An 18147-nucleotide genomic window follows, 5' to 3' on the forward strand; every position below is an offset into this window, starting at 1 on the left:
TTATGCTGAGCAAAAAGATTCGCAACTTTCTGTTATTCGCAGTGATTGCCGCGCTGTTCCTGGCGGTGGGCTACTGGAATATCAGCCCGGAGCGCTTCCTCGACAAGCCTGTAGCGGCCGTCGACGATAGCGCTATCGCCTACTACGCGATCAACGCTCACACCATACAGTTCCTGCCCGACGGCAAGGTTCAGTACGAAATGACCGCTGATAAAGTCGAGAACCTGAAGGCCACGGACGTCAGCCTGCTGACCAATCCCGACCTGAATCTTTACCGGGGTACCGAGTTCCCATGGCACGTCACCAGCAAGCGCGGTGAAGTGAACAAAGGTGGCACCCAAGTCGAACTGATCGACTCGGTACGTATTGCACGTACCGACGACAAGAAGCGTGACACCATCATTACCAGCAGTCGCATGACGGTTTTCCCACAACAGCAATATGCGCAGACCGAGCAAGACGTTAGAATCGACGGCGCTGGCGGTGTATCGACTGGCAAGGGAATGAAAGCGTATTTGAAAGAAAGCAGGATACACCTGCTATCGAACGTAAGAGGACAGTATGAGGCTCGTTAAAACCCTCCCTATTTTGCTCGGTCTGGGCGCAGCACTGGGAAGCGTGAGCGCCTGGGCTCTGCCGAACGATAGCCAGCAACCGATCCACATTCAGGCTGACGATGCGCAGCTGGATGACAAGCAAGGCGTCGCGACCTACACGGGCGGCGTGATCATCACCCAAGGCACGATGAAAATCACTGGCAACACGGTGACGCTCACGCGTACCCCAGCCGGCGATATTGACGTAGTGACGTCGGTGGGTAACTTGGCCTATTTCGAACAGAAGCAGGCGCCCGCCGATACCGCCCCGATGAAGGGCTACGGCAAGACCATCCAGTACCACGCCCAGCAGAACCGCATTGTCCTGATCGATCAGGCCAAAGTGGTCAGCACCGATGGCAACACCACAGAAGGTGAAAAAATCACCTATGACACCGTGAAGCAGATCGCTCAGGCCGGCCGTGCCAATGGCAACAAGGTCACCGCACCTCGCCCGCGTATCGACATGGTTATCCAACCGAAGAAGAAAGACGGCACCGCCCAACCTGCACCTGCACCTGCGAAGAAGGCGAACTAATGGCAACCCTGAAAGCCCAGCATCTGGCCAAGGCCTATAAAAGCCGCCAGGTCGTGCGCGACGTGAGCCTGTCGATCGACAGTGGCCAGGTCGTCGGCTTGCTTGGCCCAAACGGTGCCGGCAAGACCACATGCTTCTATATGATCGTCGGGTTGGTTCAGGCCGATCAGGGGCGCGTGCTGATTGACGACCTGGATGTCAGCCACCAGCCCATGCACGGTCGTGCACGCGCAGGTATCGGCTATCTTCCCCAGGAAGCGTCGATCTTCCGCAAACTGTCGGTTGCCGACAACATCATGGCGATCCTCGAGACCCGCAAGGAGCTCGACCGTGACGGCCGCCGCAAAGAGCTGGAAAGCTTGCTGCAGGAATTCCACATCAACCATATTCGCGACAACCTCGGCATGAGCTTGTCCGGTGGTGAGCGTCGTCGTGTTGAAATCGCCCGCGCCCTGGCTACCGCGCCGAAATTCATCCTGCTGGATGAACCGTTTGCCGGCGTCGACCCAATTTCGGTCGGCGACATCAAGCAGATCATTCACCACCTCAAGGCCAAGGGCATCGGTGTATTGATCACCGACCACAATGTCCGTGAGACGCTCGATATCTGTGAAACGGCTTATATCGTCAACGATGGTCAACTGATCGCCGAAGGCGATTCCGCCACCATCCTGGCCAACGAGCTGGTCAAGGAAGTGTACCTGGGCCACGAGTTCCGCCTGTAAGCACTGTGGTGTCTGGCCATATGCCAAGGCGCGCGGTAGTCAATAAAAACCTCGTTTTTTTTATTGTTACCGCGCTCTAGGCAAAGCCCCCGACATCAGGCATATAATTTGCTTATGTTTGGCGCTCACGCGCCCTGTCGTGGATGGCGCATTGCGCCGGCGAATAAGGTGTTAAGCCCCTGCCATGAAACCATCGCTAGTCCTGAGAATGGGCCAGCAGCTGACGATGACACCGCAGCTGCAACAGGCCATCCGCCTGCTCCAATTGTCGACCCTGGACCTGCAACAGGAAATCCAGGAGGCCCTGGAGTCCAATCCGATGCTCGAACGCCAAGAAGAAGGCGAAGACTTCGATAATGCAGACCCGCTGGCCGACAACATCGAGCAAAAACCCAATTCCGACGTGCAGGAACCCTCCTACCAGGAAACCGCTCCTACGGTGGATAACCTCGAGGAAGGCGACTGGAACGAACGCATTCCCAACGAGCTTCCCGTGGACACCGCGTGGGAAGACGTTTACCAGACCAGCGCCAGCAGCCTGCCGAGCAATAATGATGATGACGAGTGGGATTTCACCACCCGTACATCCGCCGGAGAGAGCCTGCAAAGCCATTTGCTGTGGCAACTGAACCTGGCACCGATGTCCGACACCGATCGCCTGATCGCCGTCACCCTGATCGACTGCATCAATAACCAGGGCTACCTGGACGAAACCCTTGATGAAATCCTCGAGGCCTTCGACCCGGAACTGGACATCGAGCTGGACGAGATCGAAGCCGTCCTGCACCGCATCCAGCAATTCGAGCCTGCCGGCATTGGTGCGCGCACCTTAAGCGAGTGCCTGCTGCTGCAACTGCGCCAACTGCCCGCCAAGACCCCTTGGCTCGCTGAGGCCCAGCGCCTGGTTACCGACTACATCGACCTGCTGGGCAGCCGCGACTACAGCCAGTTGATGCGCCGCATGAAACTCAAGGAAGACGACCTGCGCCAAGTCATCGAGCTGGTTCAGAGCCTCAACCCTCGCCCGGGCTCTCAGATCGAGTCCAGCGAAGCCGAATACGTCGTTCCCGATGTGATCGTGCGCAAGGATAACGAACGCTGGCTGGTTGAACTGAACCAGGAGTCAGTGCCACGCCTGCGGGTCAACCCGCAATATGCAGGCTTTGTGCGCCGCGCCGACACCAGTGCAGACAACACGTTCATGCGCAACCAACTGCAGGAAGCGCGCTGGTTCATCAAGAGCCTGCAAAGCCGCAACGAAACCCTGATGAAGGTAGCCACCCAGATCGTCGAGCACCAGCGTGGCTTTCTGGAATATGGCGACGAGGCGATGAAACCGCTGGTGCTGCATGACATCGCCGAGGCGGTGGGCATGCACGAGTCGACGATTTCCCGGGTGACCACACAGAAATTCATGCATACCCCGCGGGGTATTTATGAGTTGAAATACTTTTTCTCCAGCCACGTCAGCACCTCCGAAGGCGGTGAATGCTCGTCCACGGCGATCCGCGCGATCATCAAAAAACTGGTTGCTGCGGAAAATCAGAAAAAGCCATTGAGTGACAGTAAGATCGCTGGTTTACTGGAGGCACAAGGCATTCAGGTCGCCCGTCGAACCGTCGCCAAGTACCGCGAGTCCCTCGGGATCGCGCCTTCCAGCGAGCGTAAGCGTTTGATGTGACGGGCGGGCCATAGCGTTCCAGTGGCGGGTATTCCTACCCGCCGCTTTATGCACTGGCAACGAAGGAGAAGCTGTATGCAAGTCAACATCAGTGGACAACATATAGAAGTCACCCCTCCACTGCGCGACTATGTCGAGCAGAAGCTGAAGCGGCTTGAGGGTCATTTTGACAAGATCACCAATGTGCAAGTGATCATGAAGGTCGACAAACTCCAGCAGAAAATCGAGGCGACCCTCCAGATTCCCGGCGGCGAAGTTGTCGCCAATGCCGAGCATGAAGACATGTATGCATCAATTGATGCCTTGACTGACAAGCTTGACCGCCAACTTAAAAAGCATAAGGAAAAGCAGCAGAGCCTTCTTCAGGGCTCAGGCCGCTAACACTCCCCACCCATGATCCGACTTGAAACCATCCTGACCCCCGGCCGCTCCCTTGTGAACGTGCCGGGCGGCAGTAAAAAGCGCGCCCTCGAACAAATTGCCAACCTGATCGGCCGCGAAGTGCCAGAACTGGATACGCAAGCTGTGTATGAGGCACTTATCGCCCGTGAAAAACTCGGTTCCACCGGTTTTGGCAACGGTATCGCGATTCCTCACTGCCGCCTGCAAGGCTGTGAAGCCCCAGTGAGCGCCCTGCTGCACCTGGATGCCCCCATTGATTTCGACGCCATCGACGGCGCACCGGTCGACCTGCTGTTCGTTCTGCTGGTCCCGCAAGCCGCCACCGATGCACACCTGGAACTGCTCCGGCAGATCGCCAGCATGCTGGATCGCAAGGAAGTACGCGACAAACTGCGCAGTGCCAGCACCAACGAGGCGCTCTATCAGGTTGTCCTGGATGAACAAAACGGGCAGTAATCATGCGTTTGATCATCGTCAGCGGCCGTTCCGGCTCGGGTAAAAGCACTGCCCTCAACGTTCTTGAGGACAACGGCTTCTATTGCATCGACAACCTGCCCGCCGGGCTGCTGCCGGAACTGGCGGAGCGCGCGCTGATCCACACGGAACTGGCACAACCACTGGTGGCCGTTTCGATCGACGCCCGCAACCTGCCCAGCCACCTTGAGCGATTCCCGCAATTGCTCGAGGAAGTACGTGCCAAGCATATTCATTGCGACGTGCTGTACTTGGATGCGGACGAGGAGACGCTGCTAAAGCGCTTTTCCGAGACCCGGCGGCGCCACCCCCTGAGCAGTCCGCATCGCTCGCTGGCTGAAGCCATCGAGGACGAGACCACACTGCTGGGGCCAATCATTGACCTCGCCGATCTCAAGATCAACACCACCAGTCTGAACCTGTATCAATTGCGGGACGCCATCAAGCTGCGCCTGCTGAACCAGCCGGAGCCCGGCACCGCGTTTCTGGTCGAGTCGTTTGGGTTCAAGCGCGGTATGCCGGTGGACGCCGACCTGGTCTTTGATGTGCGTTGTCTGCCTAACCCTTATTGGAAGCCAGAACTGCGCGAACAGTCCGGGCTGGATCAGCCTGTGGCCGAATACCTGGCCGCACAGCCGGATGTAGAGGAGATGTTTCAGGACATCTCCAGCTACCTGCTCAAATGGTTGCCGCGTTTTGCTGCGAGCAATCGTGCCTATGTCACCATTGCCATCGGCTGCACCGGCGGCCACCATCGCTCCGTCTACCTGACCGAACGGCTGGGCCAGGTGCTGCAACAAACCCTCAAGAACGTCCAGGTTCGCCACCGCGACCTTAGCTGAAAGGAACACCCCCGCGATGCCCGCTCTGGAAATTGAAATCATCAACAAGCTGGGCCTGCATGCTCGCGCTTCCGCTAAATTCGTCGGCGTTGCCGGGCAATTTCCCTGCCTAGTCCGTGCCGGCCGCACGCCGGAGTCCATGGTGGACGGCAAGAGCATCATGGCCATGATGATGCTCGCCGCCGGTAAGGGCACCAAGATTCACTTGAAGACCGAAGGCGAGCAAGAACAGGAAGCGATGGACGCACTGGTGAAGTTGATCAATAACTTCTTTGACGAGGGTGAGTGAAACCACCCTTTGAGACGGGTGTGAGGCTGTAATAACGTCACCCCAACGCGGTATCCATCACCATCATTAAACAGAACCCGATGCACAACCCCAGGCTGGCAAGCTTTTCGTGACCGTTGCGGCGCGACTCAGGGATCACCTCGTGAGTCACCACCAGCAACATCGCCCCAGCCGCCAGCGCGAGCCCCAGCGGTAAAAATACCTGCGCCAGGCTCACCAACCATGCACAGAGCACAGCAAATACCGGTTCGACCAACCCTGACGCGGCGCCGATCAGGAACGCGTTGACCCGCGACATCCCTGCCCCAGCCAAGACCAGCGCAATCACCAAACCTTCCGGCACATCCTGCAGGGCAATACCCATCGCCAAGCTGTCGGCGTCCGGCATCCCACCACCTGCGGAGACGCCCACCGCCATGCCTTCCGGGATGTTGTGGGCAATGATGGCGAATACAAACAGCCAGATGCGTGGTGCGATCACCGGTTTATCCGGCGTGCCCACCAGCATTTCCGGGCTGGCACCAGAGACCTTGCGGTCGACCAGGTACAGCCCAAACGCGCCGAGTAAGATACCGAAGCTGATCAAACCACTGGCGGCCCAAGGCGAAAACCCCAGGCCTTGCGCGGCGGCAATACCTGGAACGATCAGCGAAAAGGCTGTGGCTGCCAACATCACTCCAGCACCAAAGCCCAATAACGTATCGCTGAGCGCCACCGGCATCCGACGAATCACCAGCACCGGCACCGCGCCCAGCGCCGTGCCGAGCGCGCAGATCGACCCGCCCTGCAAGGCACGCAGGATGCGCGGCTCAACGTCCAGCCAGACCAGCCCGTGGGCCACCAGCAATGCAGTACCTGCCAATAGCAGCAGCGAGCCAAACGCATAACGAAACATTCGTCGGCTGCTGATCGCCAGTGTTTCAGTGCCCATAGTCGGCCTTATATCTTGTTATAGGGTCAATATCAGGTCAAAGCGGCCTGGTAGCGTACGGCGACTTCCGGCCAATTGATCACGCTGTAGAAGGCGTTGATATATTCCGGGCGACGGTTCTGGTAGAGCAGGTAATAAGCGTGCTCCCAGACGTCCAGGCCGAGGATCGGCGTATTGCCGCTCATCAGCGGACTGTCCTGATTACCGCTGCTTTCGACCACCAGGGTCTTTTGCGGGGTGACACTCAGCCACGCCCAGCCACTGCCGAAACGCGTCAGGGCGGCCTTGGTGAAGGCTTCCTTGAAGCTGTCGAAGCCGCCCAACTGCTGCTCGATCGCTTTGCCTAGCGCACCCTCGGGTTGGCCGCCGCCTTTGGGTGACATCACCGCCCAGAACAGCGAGTGGTTCGCGTGACCGCCACCTTGGTTGATCACTGCGGCGCGCAGTTTTTCCGGCAGTTGCTGGACGCTGGACACCAGTTTCTCAATCGGCCAACCCGCAAATTCAGTGCCTTCGACCGCAGCATTCAGGTTGTTGATGTAGGTCTGGTGGTGCTTGGTGTAGTGGATTTCCATGGTCTGCGCATCGATATGCGGCTCCAGGGCATCGTAGGCGTAAGGCAGGGCAGACAATGTGTAGGTCATATCAATGTGCTCCGTAATGAGGAGTGATCGGTTGCGGCGCAGCACCACCCAGCAAGCGATGGGTACGCGGGTACTCGCCGTGATCGCTGATGAAGTTCAACAGTTCGACGTAGGTCTTGCTGCTCTGGCGCAACGCCGCCTCACGCAATTGCGGGCTCAGGCGTGGGTCCTGCAGGGTCTGCAACAGGCATTGGTGGATAGCACAAAGGTATTGCGCGCTTTCCTCAGGCTGGTTCAGACGAAGGTGCAGGTCCGCCAGGTTGTGATGGGAAATGACGCAAGCCGCCACCGCTTCGTCGGCATCCGCCCAGCGCTCGAATAACACTTGAGCCAAGGCCAGGGCTTGCAAATAGCCCTCGCGAGCGTCGACCAACTCGCCCTGCATAAAGCAGCGATTGGCCCGTTCGATCGTGCGTTTCCAGTGTTCCATGGTGAGCCTCCAATGCAGAGTCGGTGATTACACGCCGCCAGCCGTAAGCTTTTCCGGATCCAGCAGGATTTCCAATTGGCTACGCGGCAAGTCGGTGTGCTCGAGGGCGAGATCAATCACCGGCCGGCCTTGCTGATAAGCCGTCTTGGCGATTTCAGCGGCTTTCTGGTAACCAATAATCGGGTTGAGCGCAGTCACCAGAATCGGGTTGCGCGACAGCGCTTGCTTGAGCTTGGCTTCGTTGACCTTGAAGCTGGCGATAGCCTTGTCGGCCAGCAAGCGGCTGGAGTTGGCCAACAGTTCGAGGCTGCTGAGCAAGTTCTGCGCGATGATCGGCAGCATTACGTTCAGTTCGAAGTTGCCGGATTGGCCGGCAACAGTAATGACCGTGTCATTGCCGATCACCTGGGCGGCGACCATCGCGGTCGCTTCCGGGATTACCGGGTTGACCTTGCCCGGCATGATCGAAGAGCCTGGCTGCAGGCCTTCCAGCTCGATTTCACCCAAACCAGCGAGCGGGCCGGAGTTCATCCAGCGCAAGTCGTTGGCGATTTTCATCAGCGAGACGGCGGTGGCTTTCAACTGGCCGGACACGGCGACGGCCGTGTCCTGCGAACCGATCAATGCGAACAGGTTCTTGCCCGGGGTGAATTTCACGCCCGCCAGGCTGCTCAGTTGCTGGCTGAAACGCACGGCGAATTCCGGGTGGGCATTGATCCCCGTGCCGACCGCCGTGCCGCCCTTCGCCAGGGCCTGCAAGCTCGGCAGCAAGTCCTGCAAGTGACCGATATTGGCCTTGAGCTGCTGCGCCCAGCCGTTGAGCACCTGGCTCATGCGCACCGGCATGGCGTCCATAAGGTGTGTGCGGCCGGTCTTGATGAACGGGTGAACTTCCGCAGCTTTGTGTTCGATCACCTGCACCAGGTGCAGCAGAGCCGGCAACGTTTGCTCATGCAGCACCAACGCAGCGCTGACGTGGATGCTGGTCGGGATGATGTCGTTGCTGCTTTGGCCGCAGTTTACGTGGTCATTGGGGTTGATCGCCTCGCCCAGCAGCCGTGTGGCCAAGGTCGCAATCACCTCGTTGGCGTTCATGTTGGAGCTAGTGCCGGAGCCGGTCTGGAAGACATCCACCGGGAAGTGCGGCATGTAATCACCTTCAAGCAACCCTTGGGCGGCATCGACAATGGCTTTGCCCTGCCCTTCGCTGATCTGTTTGAGGTCGACGTTGACCTTGGCGGCAGCGGCCTTGGCCAGGATCAGAGCGCGAATGAATTGCGCCGGCATGCGTTGGTTGCTGATCGGAAAGTTGTTCACCGCGCGCTGGGTTTGCGCACCATACAAGGCCTCGGCGGGCACTTGCAGTTCGCCCATGCTGTCGCGTTCGATACGAGTGTTACTCATCGGAAGATCCTTGCACCAGGTCGGAGTGAGAAATAGAAGGCAGCAATTCGCAGGTCGCCAATTGCCAGGCAAAGGTCTGCCAGCGCTTAAGGCGGCAGGCACAGTGGGAGAGTTTTTCCAGGTCGCGCAGCGGGCGCCACGCCTGGTCCAGGCACATGGCGCGCCAATGCCAGGGCAAGGCGATATCGCTGGCGGTGTCGATCAGCAGGCGGAATGAGGTTTCAGCGATCGTCCACGGATGGGTCGCGGTGCAACACGCCAGGTATCGACCTTCATCGAGGTAATGTTCGATCAGGCGAGGCTCATTGGGATCAAGGCCGCAGCGAATCTGACGACTCATCCAGCGCCAGCTTTCCAGATAGGGATCCTCATGCAGGACAGAACTCATGATCCACACTCAATCGGTAATGATATTTATTATTAAATGATATTGAGAATCAAAACAAGTGCGGTAACACAAAACCCTGAAGGAAGGCCTCACGCACAAGCGTGGAAAGTGGACGAGTCGAGTAAAGGGCTCAAGCGGAGGGGGGAACAGAGAAATAACTGACATAAAACAGGCATGATTCAGCGCCTATTACTTAGGCGACCTGGCCTATCCTTTTTGCACACTCACCAAAAAACCTTATGGAAAGCACTTATGAACTTAACGGACTTTAAGACTGAACTTGAATCCACTATCAATTCGCTTGCCCAACGCATCATTGATGCAGGCCCAAAGATTGACCAGGCTACCCATGCAAAACTGGGCTTTTATTTATCCTTGCGACGAGTCACCAATAAAACAGGCAACCCCTCGGATATAGGACTGATGGACTCAATCAACGACACGCTGCAAAAACTGGACATCGTAAGTAGCAGCCAAAAGACCTTCCTTACCGACTTGATGGCCTCAGGCAAAACAGCCTGAAGCCATCATCGACTTAAACCAATTAACTGCCAGCGACGGTCATCCGTTCGATCAGTACCGAACCGGTGCGAATGTTGCTGCGCAGTTCCAGGTCATTACCCACGGCGACGATCTGCTTGAACATATCGCGCATGTTGCCGGCGATGGTCACTTCCTGGACAGCGAACTGAATTTCGCCATTTTCCACCCAGAAACCCGCCGCGCCACGAGAATAGTCACCGGTGACCATATTCAGGCCGTGGCCCATCAATTCGGTGACCAGCAGGCCGCGGCCCATCCGACGCAACAATGCAGCCTGGTCCTCGTCGCCATGGGTCACGAACAGGTTATGCACGCCGCCGGAGTTCGCGGTGCTTGGCAGACCCAGCTTGCGGCCAGCGTAAGTACCCAGTACGTAGGACACCAACTCGCCTTTCTCGACAAACGGTTTGGCGTAAGTAGCCAGCCCATCACCGTCGAACGACGAACTGCCCATGGCGCGCATGAGGTGCGGACGCTCGTCGATGGTCAGCCACTCGGGAAACAGTTTCTGGCCAATGGCGCCCTCAAGGAACGAAGACTTGCGGTACAGGTTGCCACCGGAAATCGCCCCGAGGAAACTGCCAAACAGCCCACCGGCCAGTTCGGCCGAGAACAACACCGGCACCTCACAGGTCGGCACCGGGCGGGCGCCCAGGCGGCTCGCCGCACGCTGCGCAGCACGCTGGCCAATGCTGACTGGGTCAGCCAGCAATTCGCCTTGGCGACTCACGTCGTACCAATAATCACGCTGCATCTGGCCTTCGGCTTCGGCGATCATCACGCAACTCAGACTATGCCGAGTGGAGGCGTAGCCGCCGATAAAACCGTGGCTGTTACCATATACACGGCAGCCCTGGTGAGTACTCAACGTGGTGCCATCGGCATTCTTGATGCGGGCATCGGTATCAAATGCCGCCGCTTCGCAGATCAACGCCTTTTCGATAGCCTGCTCGGGCGTGATGTCCCAAGCGTGAAAAAGATCGAAATCCTTCAAGTCCTTGGCCATCAGCGCCTTGTCGGCGAGACCGGAGCTTTCATCTTCGGACGTGTGCTTGGCAATCGCCAACGCCGCGGCAACCGTCTCGCGAATCGCATCCGACCCGCTGGCCGATGTACTCGCCGAGCCCTTGCGCTGCCCTACATACAAGGTGATACCAAAACCCTGGTCGCGATTGAATTCGACGGTTTCCACTTCCCGCTGGCGTACCGACGTCGACAGCCCCTGCTCCAGCGACACCGCTACTTCACAGGCACTGGCGCCCTGGCGCTTAGCCTCGGCAAGGATCTGCTCGACTTGTTCCTGCAGTGCCGGTAACGCTTGCGGACCGACGCTTTGGGCTGCACTCATGGTTTTCTCCACTCAAATTCTGCTTTCGGTTAAGGCCATCGAGCGACCGGGCCGGACAAGCGGCCCCCGACTGGTTATCATGGCGGCGTTTCTTTGCGGACTGCCACCATGGTTGATTCTTACGACGACTCCCTCGATGGGGAGAAAAGCAAAACCCAGGTCAAACGCGAGCTGCATGCTCTGGTTGACCTTGGCGAGCGCCTTACAACGCTCAAGCCGGATTTGGTTGCAAAACTGCCACTGACCGACGAAATGCGCCGGGCTCTGGCGGATGCGCCTAAGCACACCGCGAATATCGCGCGTAAACGGCACATCATGTTTATCGGCAAGCTGATGCGCGATCAGGACACTGACGCCATTCTGACTTTGCTCGATCAACTCGATGCCTCCACTCGCCAGTACAACGAACGCTTCCATAACCTGGAACGTTGGCGTGACCGCCTGATTTCGGGCGATGACGCTGTACTGGAGAAGTTCGTAGTGGACTATCCGGACGCGGACCGCCAGCAACTGCGCTCCCTGATTCGTCAGGCCCAGCACGAACTGGCGCAAAACAAGGCTCCGGCCACCAGCCGTAAAATTTTCAAGTACATCCGTGAGCTGGACGAGACTCAACGCGGCCTGCGCTGACCCTCTTCCCCGGGTGGCGATCTTCGCCACCCGAAGCTCCACTCTTACGACCCCGTGCCACCCACGGTGATCGCATCAATCTTCAAGGTTGGTTGGCCAACGCCGACCGGCACCGACTGCCCATCTTTGCCGCACGTGCCGACGCCGCTGTCCAGCGACAGGTCGTTACCGACCATCGACACCTTGCTCATGGCTTCCGGCCCGTTACCAATCAACGTCGCCCCTTTGACCGGCGCGGTGATCTTGCCGTCTTCAATCAGGTACGCCTCGCTGGTGGAGAACACAAATTTGCCGCTGGTAATGTCCACTTGGCCACCGCCAAGGTTGGCGCAGTAGATCCCGCGTTTTACCGAGGCGATGATTTCCTCCGGGTCGCTTTCGCCACCGAGCATGTAGGTGTTGGTCATGCGTGGCATCGGAAGGTGCGCGTAGGATTCGCGACGGCCGTTACCGGTACGCGCCACGCCCATCAGGCGGGCGTTGAGCTTGTCCTGCATATAGCCCTTGAGCACACCGTTTTCAATCAGCGTGGTGCACTCGGTCGGCGTACCTTCGTCGTCGACGCTCAGCGAACCACGACGACCGGCCAGGGTGCCATCATCAACGATGGTGCACAGCTTGGAGGCGACCATCTCGCCCATGCGCCCGCTGTAGGCCGAGCTGCCCTTACGGTTGAAATCGCCTTCCAGGCCATGGCCTACCGCTTCGTGGAGTAATACGCCGGACCAACCCGAACCCAGCACCACCGGCAATGTACCGGCCGGCGCAGGAATGGCCTCCAGATTGACCAGCGCCTGGCGCAGCGCTTCACGGGCGTAGCCCATGGCGCGATCGTCGGTGAGGAAATAACGGTAGTCGGTACGCCCGCCGCCGCCATGGCCACCGCGCTCGCGGCGACCGTTCTGCTCGACGATCACACTGACATTAAAGCGCACCAGCGGCCGTACATCCGCCGCCAGGCCACCGTCGGTGGAGGCCACGAGGATGCGTTCCCACACACCCGCCATGCTCACGGTGACTTGCTGGATACGCGGGTCGAGGGCGCGGGTAGCGGCGTCGATACGCTTGAGCAAATCGACTTTTTCCGCCCGGCTGATCACTTCCAGCGGGTTATTCGGCGCGTACAGCTGGGCCACGTCCTGGGTGCTGAAGGCCTGTACCGTGCCGTTCTGGCCGGCGCGGGAGATCGAGCGTGCCGCACGAGCTGCCAGGCCCAGAGCTTCGAGAGTGATAGCGTTACTGTACGCAAAACCGGTTTTCTCACCGGATTGCGCGCGCACGCCCACGCCTTGGTCAAGGTTGAAGCTGCCTTCCTTGACGATGCCGTCTTCGAGGGCCCAGGACTCGGAAATCTGCCCTTGGAAATACAGGTCGGCTGCATCGATGCCGGGCCCGGCCAGATCGCCAAGCACGGCTTGCAAGCTTTCGATGGTCACGCCACCGGGTGCCAGGAGGTGTTCACTGACTGAGGACAACAACTCGCTCATAGGTTTGGCCTTAAATTCATCGTTCCGAAGCAGGCCGCTGCGCGCCCTGCGAAAAAAAGCGCCGATGGTTGACCACCGGCATGCGCGCCCGTATCGACGCCTGTTCACTGCTATTGCGTTCGGCCAATAACACCGCTTCGCCTTGATTCTGTTGTGTCAGCACACGACCCCAAGGGTCGACAATAGCTGCATGGCCAAAGGTTTCCCGTGGGCCTGGGTGTACGCCGCCTTGAGCAGCCGCCAGCAGGTAGCACTGGGTTTCAATGGCTCGCGCGCGAATCAGCACATCCCAATGCGCGGCGCCGGTCACTGCCGTGAAGGCTGAGGGCGCGGTAATCAATTCAGCCCCCGCCGCACGCAATTCGCTGTACAGCTCGGGGAACCGCAGGTCGTAGCACACCGTCAGGCCCAAGCGACCCACCGGCGTGTCCGCTACCACCACATTGCTACCGAAAGCATAGTCGTCGGATTCGCGATAACGACCTCGAGCATCCGCCACGTCGACATCGAACAGGTGCAATTTGTCGTAACGGGCGACGATTTCGCCCTGATCATCGATCAGCAGCGAGCAGGCGTTGGACTTGGCGCTGGGTTGGTCCTTGGGCGGCAACGGCAATGTGCCAGCCACTATCCATAAGGTGAGGTCGCGGGCGGCCTGTTTCAACCATGGCAGGATCGGGCCTTCGCCCAATGCTTCGGCGCGACCGATATCGGCTACGTCACGGCGGCCCATGGCGGCGAAGTTTTCCGGCAGTACTACCAGCTTCGCGCCGCCCGCCGCCGCTTGTTCGAGTAAGCGCCGGGCCTGGGCCAGGTTGGCCAGGACATCACGCTGGCTGACCATTTGAATTACCGCAAAGGACATAGGCCGACACTCCGTAAAGGGCATGCGGCCATGCTACTCCACAGGCTCTCAGTTTGGTTTTTCAAATGGCTTGTCGAAAGTGATTTTGGGATCCTTCCACGGACCTTGCACCTTGTATTGCACGCTGGCGAAGCGCGAAACACGGTCACCGATCAACTTGTCAATCAAGAACAGTGCGCCACCAATGGCTGGCGCACCCACGATCAACGCGGCAATCGGCAAATTATTGGTCACCGGCAAGGTGACCAGCAGTTTGGCATCGACGCGGTCGGCCACCAGGTCCAAGGTGCCATTGAGCTCTAGGTTAGTGGAAGGCCCGGTCATGGTGATGGGCTCACGGGTCACAAACACACCATTACTGGCCGCGAGCAAACCTTTGACCCGGTCATAACTCAAACCTTTGCCGAGCAAGTCCGAGAAGTCCAGACGCAAACGGCGGCCGATGGAGTTGAAGTTCAGCAAACCAAATACTCGCAGAGCTTGGGCGCCGCCTTCCACTTCAACAAACTGGCCTTTGCGGAACGCCGCATCCAGGCTACCTGAGAAGCGCTTGGGCCCAACCCAGGCCGGCGACCCTGGCCAGCGACCATCCACGTCCAGATGGAATTCCTCGCTGGTCACCGTTGGCGCAAACCCCCAGCCCTTGAGCACATCGGCAATGTTCTTGCCATCCAGGCGGCCTTTGTACCAACTGCTGCTATCGCCTGGCGAACCTTCCCAACCACCAGCACCTTTGAGTTGCATGCCCTTGAGACCCAGGTCCAGGTTGTTGAAGGCCAGCCCCTTGGCGGTTGGCCGGATCTTCAGCGACCAGCCCCCCAAAAGATCCGGCCCCTGGAACAGTTGATCGATGGCGATATCCAGTGCCGGGATGTCTTTTGGATCAATATCAGCCAATGGGTCCGGTGCGTTCTCATCCGCCTGTGCCGTGGGGTCTACGGCCGGCAATTTCACGTACTTCAAGTTGATCGCAATGGGCGCGCCCTTGGCATCCAGCAGGTTCACAGCGCCCTTGGCCTGTAGGCTGTCGAGCTGTAAACCCCAGGCAGCCGGCTTGCGATCGAGTTGCAAATTGACGTGATCAAACTGGGTCCCAAAGCCGATCAGCTTGCCTACCTTGAAATCAGCGCCACTGAGCAGTTGTTTGGCACTGCCACCGGGATCATTGCCGGCGTAGCGGTTCACCAGCTTTTTCCAAGGGTCGATGTCCAACTCCGACAGCACACCGCGGATACGCAAGCCTTTTGCAGCCGGCAGCACCGCCCCCCCATTACCCAGAAATAACTCCCCGCGACCGTCATTGAATTTGTCTGGCGGCGAAGCAAAGGTAAAGCTCGCCAGCTCGCCGTAGTCGAACCAGTAACGACGCTCGGCGCCCTGCAAGGTCATGCGGAACACGCTGTCACGGCCTTGGCTTGCGGGCATGCCAAACGGTGCCGGCAGATCGATCGCTACACCTTTCATATTGGAGCTGACCATCAGTTGGCTATCCGCACCGTCCAGGGTCAGCTGTAATTGGTACGGGATATCGCCTGACACCGGCAGTGGCTGGGTAATTTTCAGCCAATCCGTCAGGCGCTTGACCGTGACCTGGCCCTTGGCGGCGACGCGCGTGCTGATATTGCCCGGTTTGCCATCGGCAAAAATTTGCGCAGTGATCGGTCGGTCGAACACCTGGGCCGAGATGTTCTGGCCACTCAGGCCTTTACCGCTGTCGAAACGGAAATTGCCTTTGAGCTGAGTCAGGTCCAGGGTCGGTTCGGCCAATTGCAGGCGAGACTTGTCGGTTTGGAAATCCACCACAATCTTCGGATCGGTGCCCTTGACCAACGGAATATCAAGGTCCAGCGTGCCCTGCAGGTCACCCTCACCTTTCCAACCAGCAAAGGTCGAACCAGTGCCTATCGGCGCCTCCTGGAGGATTTTCAAGCCATCGCCCAAGTTGCCCGCGAACCCACCGGTGATCAGTAGATGACTGTCTTTGCCAGCTGGCACGTGAGGAATATTGACGTAGACGTCCTTGACCTTGGTGTCGAGCAACTGACCCTTGCTCGCGAGGATGCGCACGCCGCTCTCCTCGACAAACACTTCGCCATTAACCTTGCTCACATGCGGCCAGCCTGGCTGGAACGCCAGTTCGGCGTCATGCACCTTGAAAAACAAGCTGATATTGCGTGCAGCCGGCAGCGCATCGTGGTTCAGCGAGCCTTGATATTGGAAGAAACCCTGGTCGACCGCACCCTTGAGAATCGCCGTACGCAGCCATTCATCCAAGGACGGGCTCAACACCGCCGGCAAATACTTGGGCGTGAAGCGGCCATCGCCATCGACCATCCCTACCCGCAGGTCCATGTAGTCTTCCTGACTGTGGTCAAAATGCAGACGAATCAAGAAGTCCGCAGCGATTTTACCCTCTTCACCCAATACCTTGATGTACGGCGCGATCAGGGTGAAGCCTTCCTTATCCAGCTTCCATGTCAGGCGCGCGTTGGCCTGGATGTACTGCCACGGTTTGGCGAAGATCGGGAACAGGTGCAGGGAAAAGTCCTTGCTGTCCATGCGCAACCCGCCGTGGCCCAAGTCGCCGCTGATGCTGCCGGATACGTTCCGCGCGGCCGGTGCGCCGAAGTAAGCATCGAAGCCGATACGCTCGAGGTTGGCGGCAAAGCTGACCTTTTGGTCGCTGGCGTCCTGGGGGCGGAAATCCACCAACACATTGCGCAGCAAGCCAGTCGCCTTCAGGTGTTCGATGGTGTTGGCAAGGCCTTCAGGCAAGGGTGCCAAGGCATTGAGCAATGGCGTGATGGGCGTCAGGTCCAGGCGATCGGCCTGCAGTTTCCAAACTTCCAAATCCTTGTCGGTGGCCAGGCTCTGCTGCAGTTGCAGGCGTGACTCCCAGCGCGTCTCACCGATGTTCATCGCCAGCGAATCAAACAGCACGCTAAGGCCGGTATCACTGCGTTGCAGGTAAGCCGTGAGGGCGAGGTTTTCGATATGCACCGGTTTACGGTCAGCGTAGCTGCCCTTCACCTGAGGCGAGTTGAGGCGAACCACGGCGTTTTGCACGGTGCCCTTGGCCCAGTCGAGCCAGAACTCGCCGCCCGCCTTGAATTGCGAAAGCTTCCATTGCTGGGTCAGCTTGGTCGGGATCCATTTGGCCCAGTCGTTTTGGGGAAGGCTCAGGTAAGCCTGGACTTGCGCGTCTTTCCATTCGCTGGCGCGGATACGCGTGCGCAGGCTCACAGCCAGTGGCTGACCGTCCGGCAGTATCAGGCGGGCGTCGAGGCGTTGGCGCGTGGCGCCGGTGTGCAGGCTCAGGCCCACGTAGGTCAGGGTCAGCGGCGCCTGGTCAAAGGGCTGCAACGTGACTTGGCTATCGAGCAAAGACACACGCTTGACCATCTGCATACGCTTGAGCAACTGCTCCGGGTCCAGCGGCTGGTCATCCTGCACCGGTAAGCCTTGCAGCGCCCAGCGCCCATCTTTATCTTCCTTGACGCTCAATTGCAGGCCGCTGACTTCCAGGTGGGCAAGGCGCACTTCACGGGCCAGCAGGCTGGCCCAGAGGTCCGGCACCCCTTCAACCTGATCCAGGCGCAAGGCACTACTGCCCTCGCCGACCATCACGTCGTGGGCCAGCAATACCGGCGCGAAGCCGCTCCAGCGCCCTTCCAGGCTGCCGATTTGCACAGGCATATCCAATGCGGCCTGGGCCTTGGCTTCGATTTCGGCGCGGTATTCGGCCACCAACGGGGTCAGTTCTCGACCCAGGCTCACGTACACCGCCGCCAACACCAGCAGCAAGGCGCACAAGCCCAGGCCCCAACGGGTCAAAGCGGCAAAAAAGCGTTTCATACGCTCCATGTCAGGCGACCCTCAAGGCAATAAGCGGACGGCAGATCAAGGTCTGTCGGTCTCGAAGAATGAAAG

General features: G+C 58.9%; 19 protein-coding genes. 10 read left to right on the plus strand and 9 right to left on the minus strand.

The features are described 5' to 3' along the window. Positions 1-2: 2 nt before the first annotated feature. From lptC to E0F99_RS06310, 8 genes are all read left to right on the plus strand, one after another. Positions 3-575: an LPS export ABC transporter periplasmic protein LptC gene (lptC, locus tag E0F99_RS06275; RefSeq protein ID WP_083360125.1), complete on the plus strand. Its 573-nt coding sequence runs from the start codon at positions 3-5 to the stop codon at positions 573-575. Continuing rightward, positions 562-1134: a lipopolysaccharide transport periplasmic protein LptA gene (gene lptA, locus E0F99_RS06280; RefSeq protein WP_083360126.1), complete on the plus strand. Its 573-nt coding sequence runs from the start codon at positions 562-564 to the stop codon at positions 1132-1134. The genes lptC and lptA overlap by 14 nt, the downstream gene beginning before the upstream one ends. Beyond that, positions 1134-1859 (plus strand): LPS export ABC transporter ATP-binding protein, encoded by a 726-nt coding sequence (lptB, locus tag E0F99_RS06285; protein WP_130908729.1) that lies wholly within the window; start codon positions 1134-1136, stop codon positions 1857-1859. Before lptA ends, lptB begins: the two co-directional genes overlap by 1 nt. Before the next feature lie 184 nt (positions 1860-2043). Further along, on the plus strand, positions 2044-3540 hold the full coding sequence (locus tag E0F99_RS06290; RefSeq protein WP_083360127.1) for an RNA polymerase factor sigma-54: 1497 nt from the start codon (positions 2044-2046) through the stop codon (positions 3538-3540). A gap of 75 nt (positions 3541-3615) precedes the next feature. Then, positions 3616-3921, plus strand: coding sequence for a ribosome hibernation-promoting factor, HPF/YfiA family (gene hpf / locus E0F99_RS06295; protein WP_083360128.1), 306 nt, complete (start codon positions 3616-3618; stop codon positions 3919-3921). Positions 3922-3933: 12 nt separating this feature from the next. After that, complete coding sequence (ptsN, locus tag E0F99_RS06300) at positions 3934-4398, plus strand: PTS IIA-like nitrogen regulatory protein PtsN (protein WP_083360129.1); 465 nt, start codon at positions 3934-3936, stop codon at positions 4396-4398. A gap of 2 nt (positions 4399-4400) precedes the next feature. After that, positions 4401-5258, plus strand: a complete 858-nt coding sequence (gene rapZ / locus E0F99_RS06305) for an RNase adapter RapZ (protein ID WP_083360130.1) — start codon at positions 4401-4403, stop codon at positions 5256-5258. A 16-nt stretch (positions 5259-5274) separates the two neighbouring features. Beyond that, on the plus strand, positions 5275-5547 hold the full coding sequence (locus tag E0F99_RS06310) for an HPr family phosphocarrier protein (protein ID WP_083360131.1): 273 nt from the start codon (positions 5275-5277) through the stop codon (positions 5545-5547). Between the two features lie 37 nt (positions 5548-5584). Here the strand turns inward: E0F99_RS06310 and E0F99_RS06315 are convergent, their stop codons facing one another. From E0F99_RS06315 to E0F99_RS06335, 5 genes are read right to left on the minus strand one after another with little or no spacing between them, the layout of a single operon-like run. Further along, the gene (locus tag E0F99_RS06315) at positions 5585-6478 is read right to left on the minus strand and encodes a ZIP family metal transporter (RefSeq protein ID WP_083360132.1); all 894 of its coding nucleotides are present in this window, start codon (positions 6476-6478) and stop codon (positions 5585-5587) included. Positions 6479-6510: 32 nt separating this feature from the next. Continuing rightward, a complete protein-coding gene (locus tag E0F99_RS06320) occupies positions 6511-7122 on the minus strand; it encodes a superoxide dismutase (protein ID WP_083360133.1) in 612 nt (203 codons plus the stop codon). A gap of 1 nt (position 7123) precedes the next feature. Then, positions 7124-7552: a hypothetical protein gene (locus tag E0F99_RS06325; RefSeq protein ID WP_083360134.1), complete on the minus strand. Its 429-nt coding sequence runs from the start codon at positions 7550-7552 to the stop codon at positions 7124-7126. Positions 7553-7579: 27 nt separating this feature from the next. Further along, positions 7580-8956, minus strand: a complete 1377-nt coding sequence (locus tag E0F99_RS06330) for a class II fumarate hydratase (protein ID WP_083360135.1) — start codon at positions 8954-8956, stop codon at positions 7580-7582. Then, positions 8949-9344, minus strand: coding sequence for a FagA protein (locus tag E0F99_RS06335; protein ID WP_083360136.1), 396 nt, complete (start codon positions 9342-9344; stop codon positions 8949-8951). The genes E0F99_RS06330 and E0F99_RS06335 overlap by 8 nt, the downstream gene beginning before the upstream one ends. A 252-nt stretch (positions 9345-9596) precedes the next feature. Here E0F99_RS06335 and E0F99_RS06340 point away from each other — a divergent pair, with 252 nt between their 5' ends. Next, positions 9597-9866, plus strand: a complete 270-nt coding sequence (locus E0F99_RS06340; protein WP_083360137.1) for a hypothetical protein — start codon at positions 9597-9599, stop codon at positions 9864-9866. 22 nt (positions 9867-9888) lie between these two features. Here the strand turns inward: E0F99_RS06340 and pmbA are convergent, their stop codons facing one another. Further along, on the minus strand, positions 9889-11235 hold the full coding sequence (gene pmbA, locus E0F99_RS06345; RefSeq protein ID WP_083360138.1) for a metalloprotease PmbA: 1347 nt from the start codon (positions 11233-11235) through the stop codon (positions 9889-9891). 108 nt (positions 11236-11343) lie between these two features. Here pmbA and yjgA point away from each other — a divergent pair, with 108 nt between their 5' ends. Beyond that, complete coding sequence (gene yjgA / locus E0F99_RS06350; RefSeq protein WP_083360139.1) at positions 11344-11865, plus strand: ribosome biogenesis factor YjgA; 522 nt, start codon at positions 11344-11346, stop codon at positions 11863-11865. Between the two features lie 44 nt (positions 11866-11909). Here yjgA and tldD read toward each other — a convergent pair whose 3' ends face one another. From tldD to E0F99_RS06365, 3 genes are read right to left on the minus strand one after another with little or no spacing between them, the layout of a single operon-like run. Next, positions 11910-13352, minus strand: a complete 1443-nt coding sequence (gene tldD / locus E0F99_RS06355; RefSeq protein WP_083360140.1) for a metalloprotease TldD — start codon at positions 13350-13352, stop codon at positions 11910-11912. A gap of 16 nt (positions 13353-13368) precedes the next feature. Further along, positions 13369-14217 (minus strand): carbon-nitrogen hydrolase family protein, encoded by an 849-nt coding sequence (locus tag E0F99_RS06360; RefSeq protein WP_083360141.1) that lies wholly within the window; start codon positions 14215-14217, stop codon positions 13369-13371. A gap of 48 nt (positions 14218-14265) precedes the next feature. Then, complete coding sequence (locus E0F99_RS06365) at positions 14266-18081, minus strand: YhdP family protein (protein WP_130908730.1); 3816 nt, start codon at positions 18079-18081, stop codon at positions 14266-14268. Positions 18082-18147 lie beyond the last annotated feature (66 nt).

It is taken from the genome of Pseudomonas antarctica, from assembly GCF_900624995.1.
In the GTDB taxonomy this organism is placed as follows: Bacteria; Pseudomonadota; Gammaproteobacteria; order Pseudomonadales; family Pseudomonadaceae; genus Aquipseudomonas; species Aquipseudomonas antarctica.

Coding starts and splice junctions, on each gene's coding strand:
- E0F99_RS06290 (WP_083360127.1), top strand. CDS start 2,044: ATGAAACCATCGCTAGTCCTGAGAATGGGCCAGCAGCTGACGATGACA.
- E0F99_RS06310 (WP_083360131.1), top strand. CDS start 5,275: ATGCCCGCTCTGGAAATTGAAATCATCAACAAGCTGGGCCTGCATGCT.
- lptC (WP_083360125.1), top strand. CDS start 3: ATGCTGAGCAAAAAGATTCGCAACTTTCTGTTATTCGCAGTGATTGCC.
- lptB (WP_130908729.1), top strand. CDS start 1,134: ATGGCAACCCTGAAAGCCCAGCATCTGGCCAAGGCCTATAAAAGCCGC.
- rapZ (WP_083360130.1), top strand. CDS start 4,401: ATGCGTTTGATCATCGTCAGCGGCCGTTCCGGCTCGGGTAAAAGCACT.
- E0F99_RS06330 (WP_083360135.1), bottom strand. CDS start 8,956: ATGAGTAACACTCGTATCGAACGCGACAGCATGGGCGAACTGCAAGTG.
- hpf (WP_083360128.1), top strand. CDS start 3,616: ATGCAAGTCAACATCAGTGGACAACATATAGAAGTCACCCCTCCACTG.
- E0F99_RS06335 (WP_083360136.1), bottom strand. CDS start 9,344: ATGAGTTCTGTCCTGCATGAGGATCCCTATCTGGAAAGCTGGCGCTGG.
- tldD (WP_083360140.1), bottom strand. CDS start 13,352: ATGAGCGAGTTGTTGTCCTCAGTCAGTGAACACCTCCTGGCACCCGGT.
- yjgA (WP_083360139.1), top strand. CDS start 11,344: ATGGTTGATTCTTACGACGACTCCCTCGATGGGGAGAAAAGCAAAACC.
- E0F99_RS06360 (WP_083360141.1), bottom strand. CDS start 14,217: ATGTCCTTTGCGGTAATTCAAATGGTCAGCCAGCGTGATGTCCTGGCC.
- E0F99_RS06320 (WP_083360133.1), bottom strand. CDS start 7,122: ATGACCTACACATTGTCTGCCCTGCCTTACGCCTACGATGCCCTGGAG.
- ptsN (WP_083360129.1), top strand. CDS start 3,934: ATGATCCGACTTGAAACCATCCTGACCCCCGGCCGCTCCCTTGTGAAC.
- pmbA (WP_083360138.1), bottom strand. CDS start 11,235: ATGAGTGCAGCCCAAAGCGTCGGTCCGCAAGCGTTACCGGCACTGCAG.
- E0F99_RS06340 (WP_083360137.1), top strand. CDS start 9,597: ATGAACTTAACGGACTTTAAGACTGAACTTGAATCCACTATCAATTCG.
- lptA (WP_083360126.1), top strand. CDS start 562: ATGAGGCTCGTTAAAACCCTCCCTATTTTGCTCGGTCTGGGCGCAGCA.
- E0F99_RS06365 (WP_130908730.1), bottom strand. CDS start 18,081: ATGGAGCGTATGAAACGCTTTTTTGCCGCTTTGACCCGTTGGGGCCTG.
- E0F99_RS06315 (WP_083360132.1), bottom strand. CDS start 6,478: ATGGGCACTGAAACACTGGCGATCAGCAGCCGACGAATGTTTCGTTAT.
- E0F99_RS06325 (WP_083360134.1), bottom strand. CDS start 7,552: ATGGAACACTGGAAACGCACGATCGAACGGGCCAATCGCTGCTTTATG.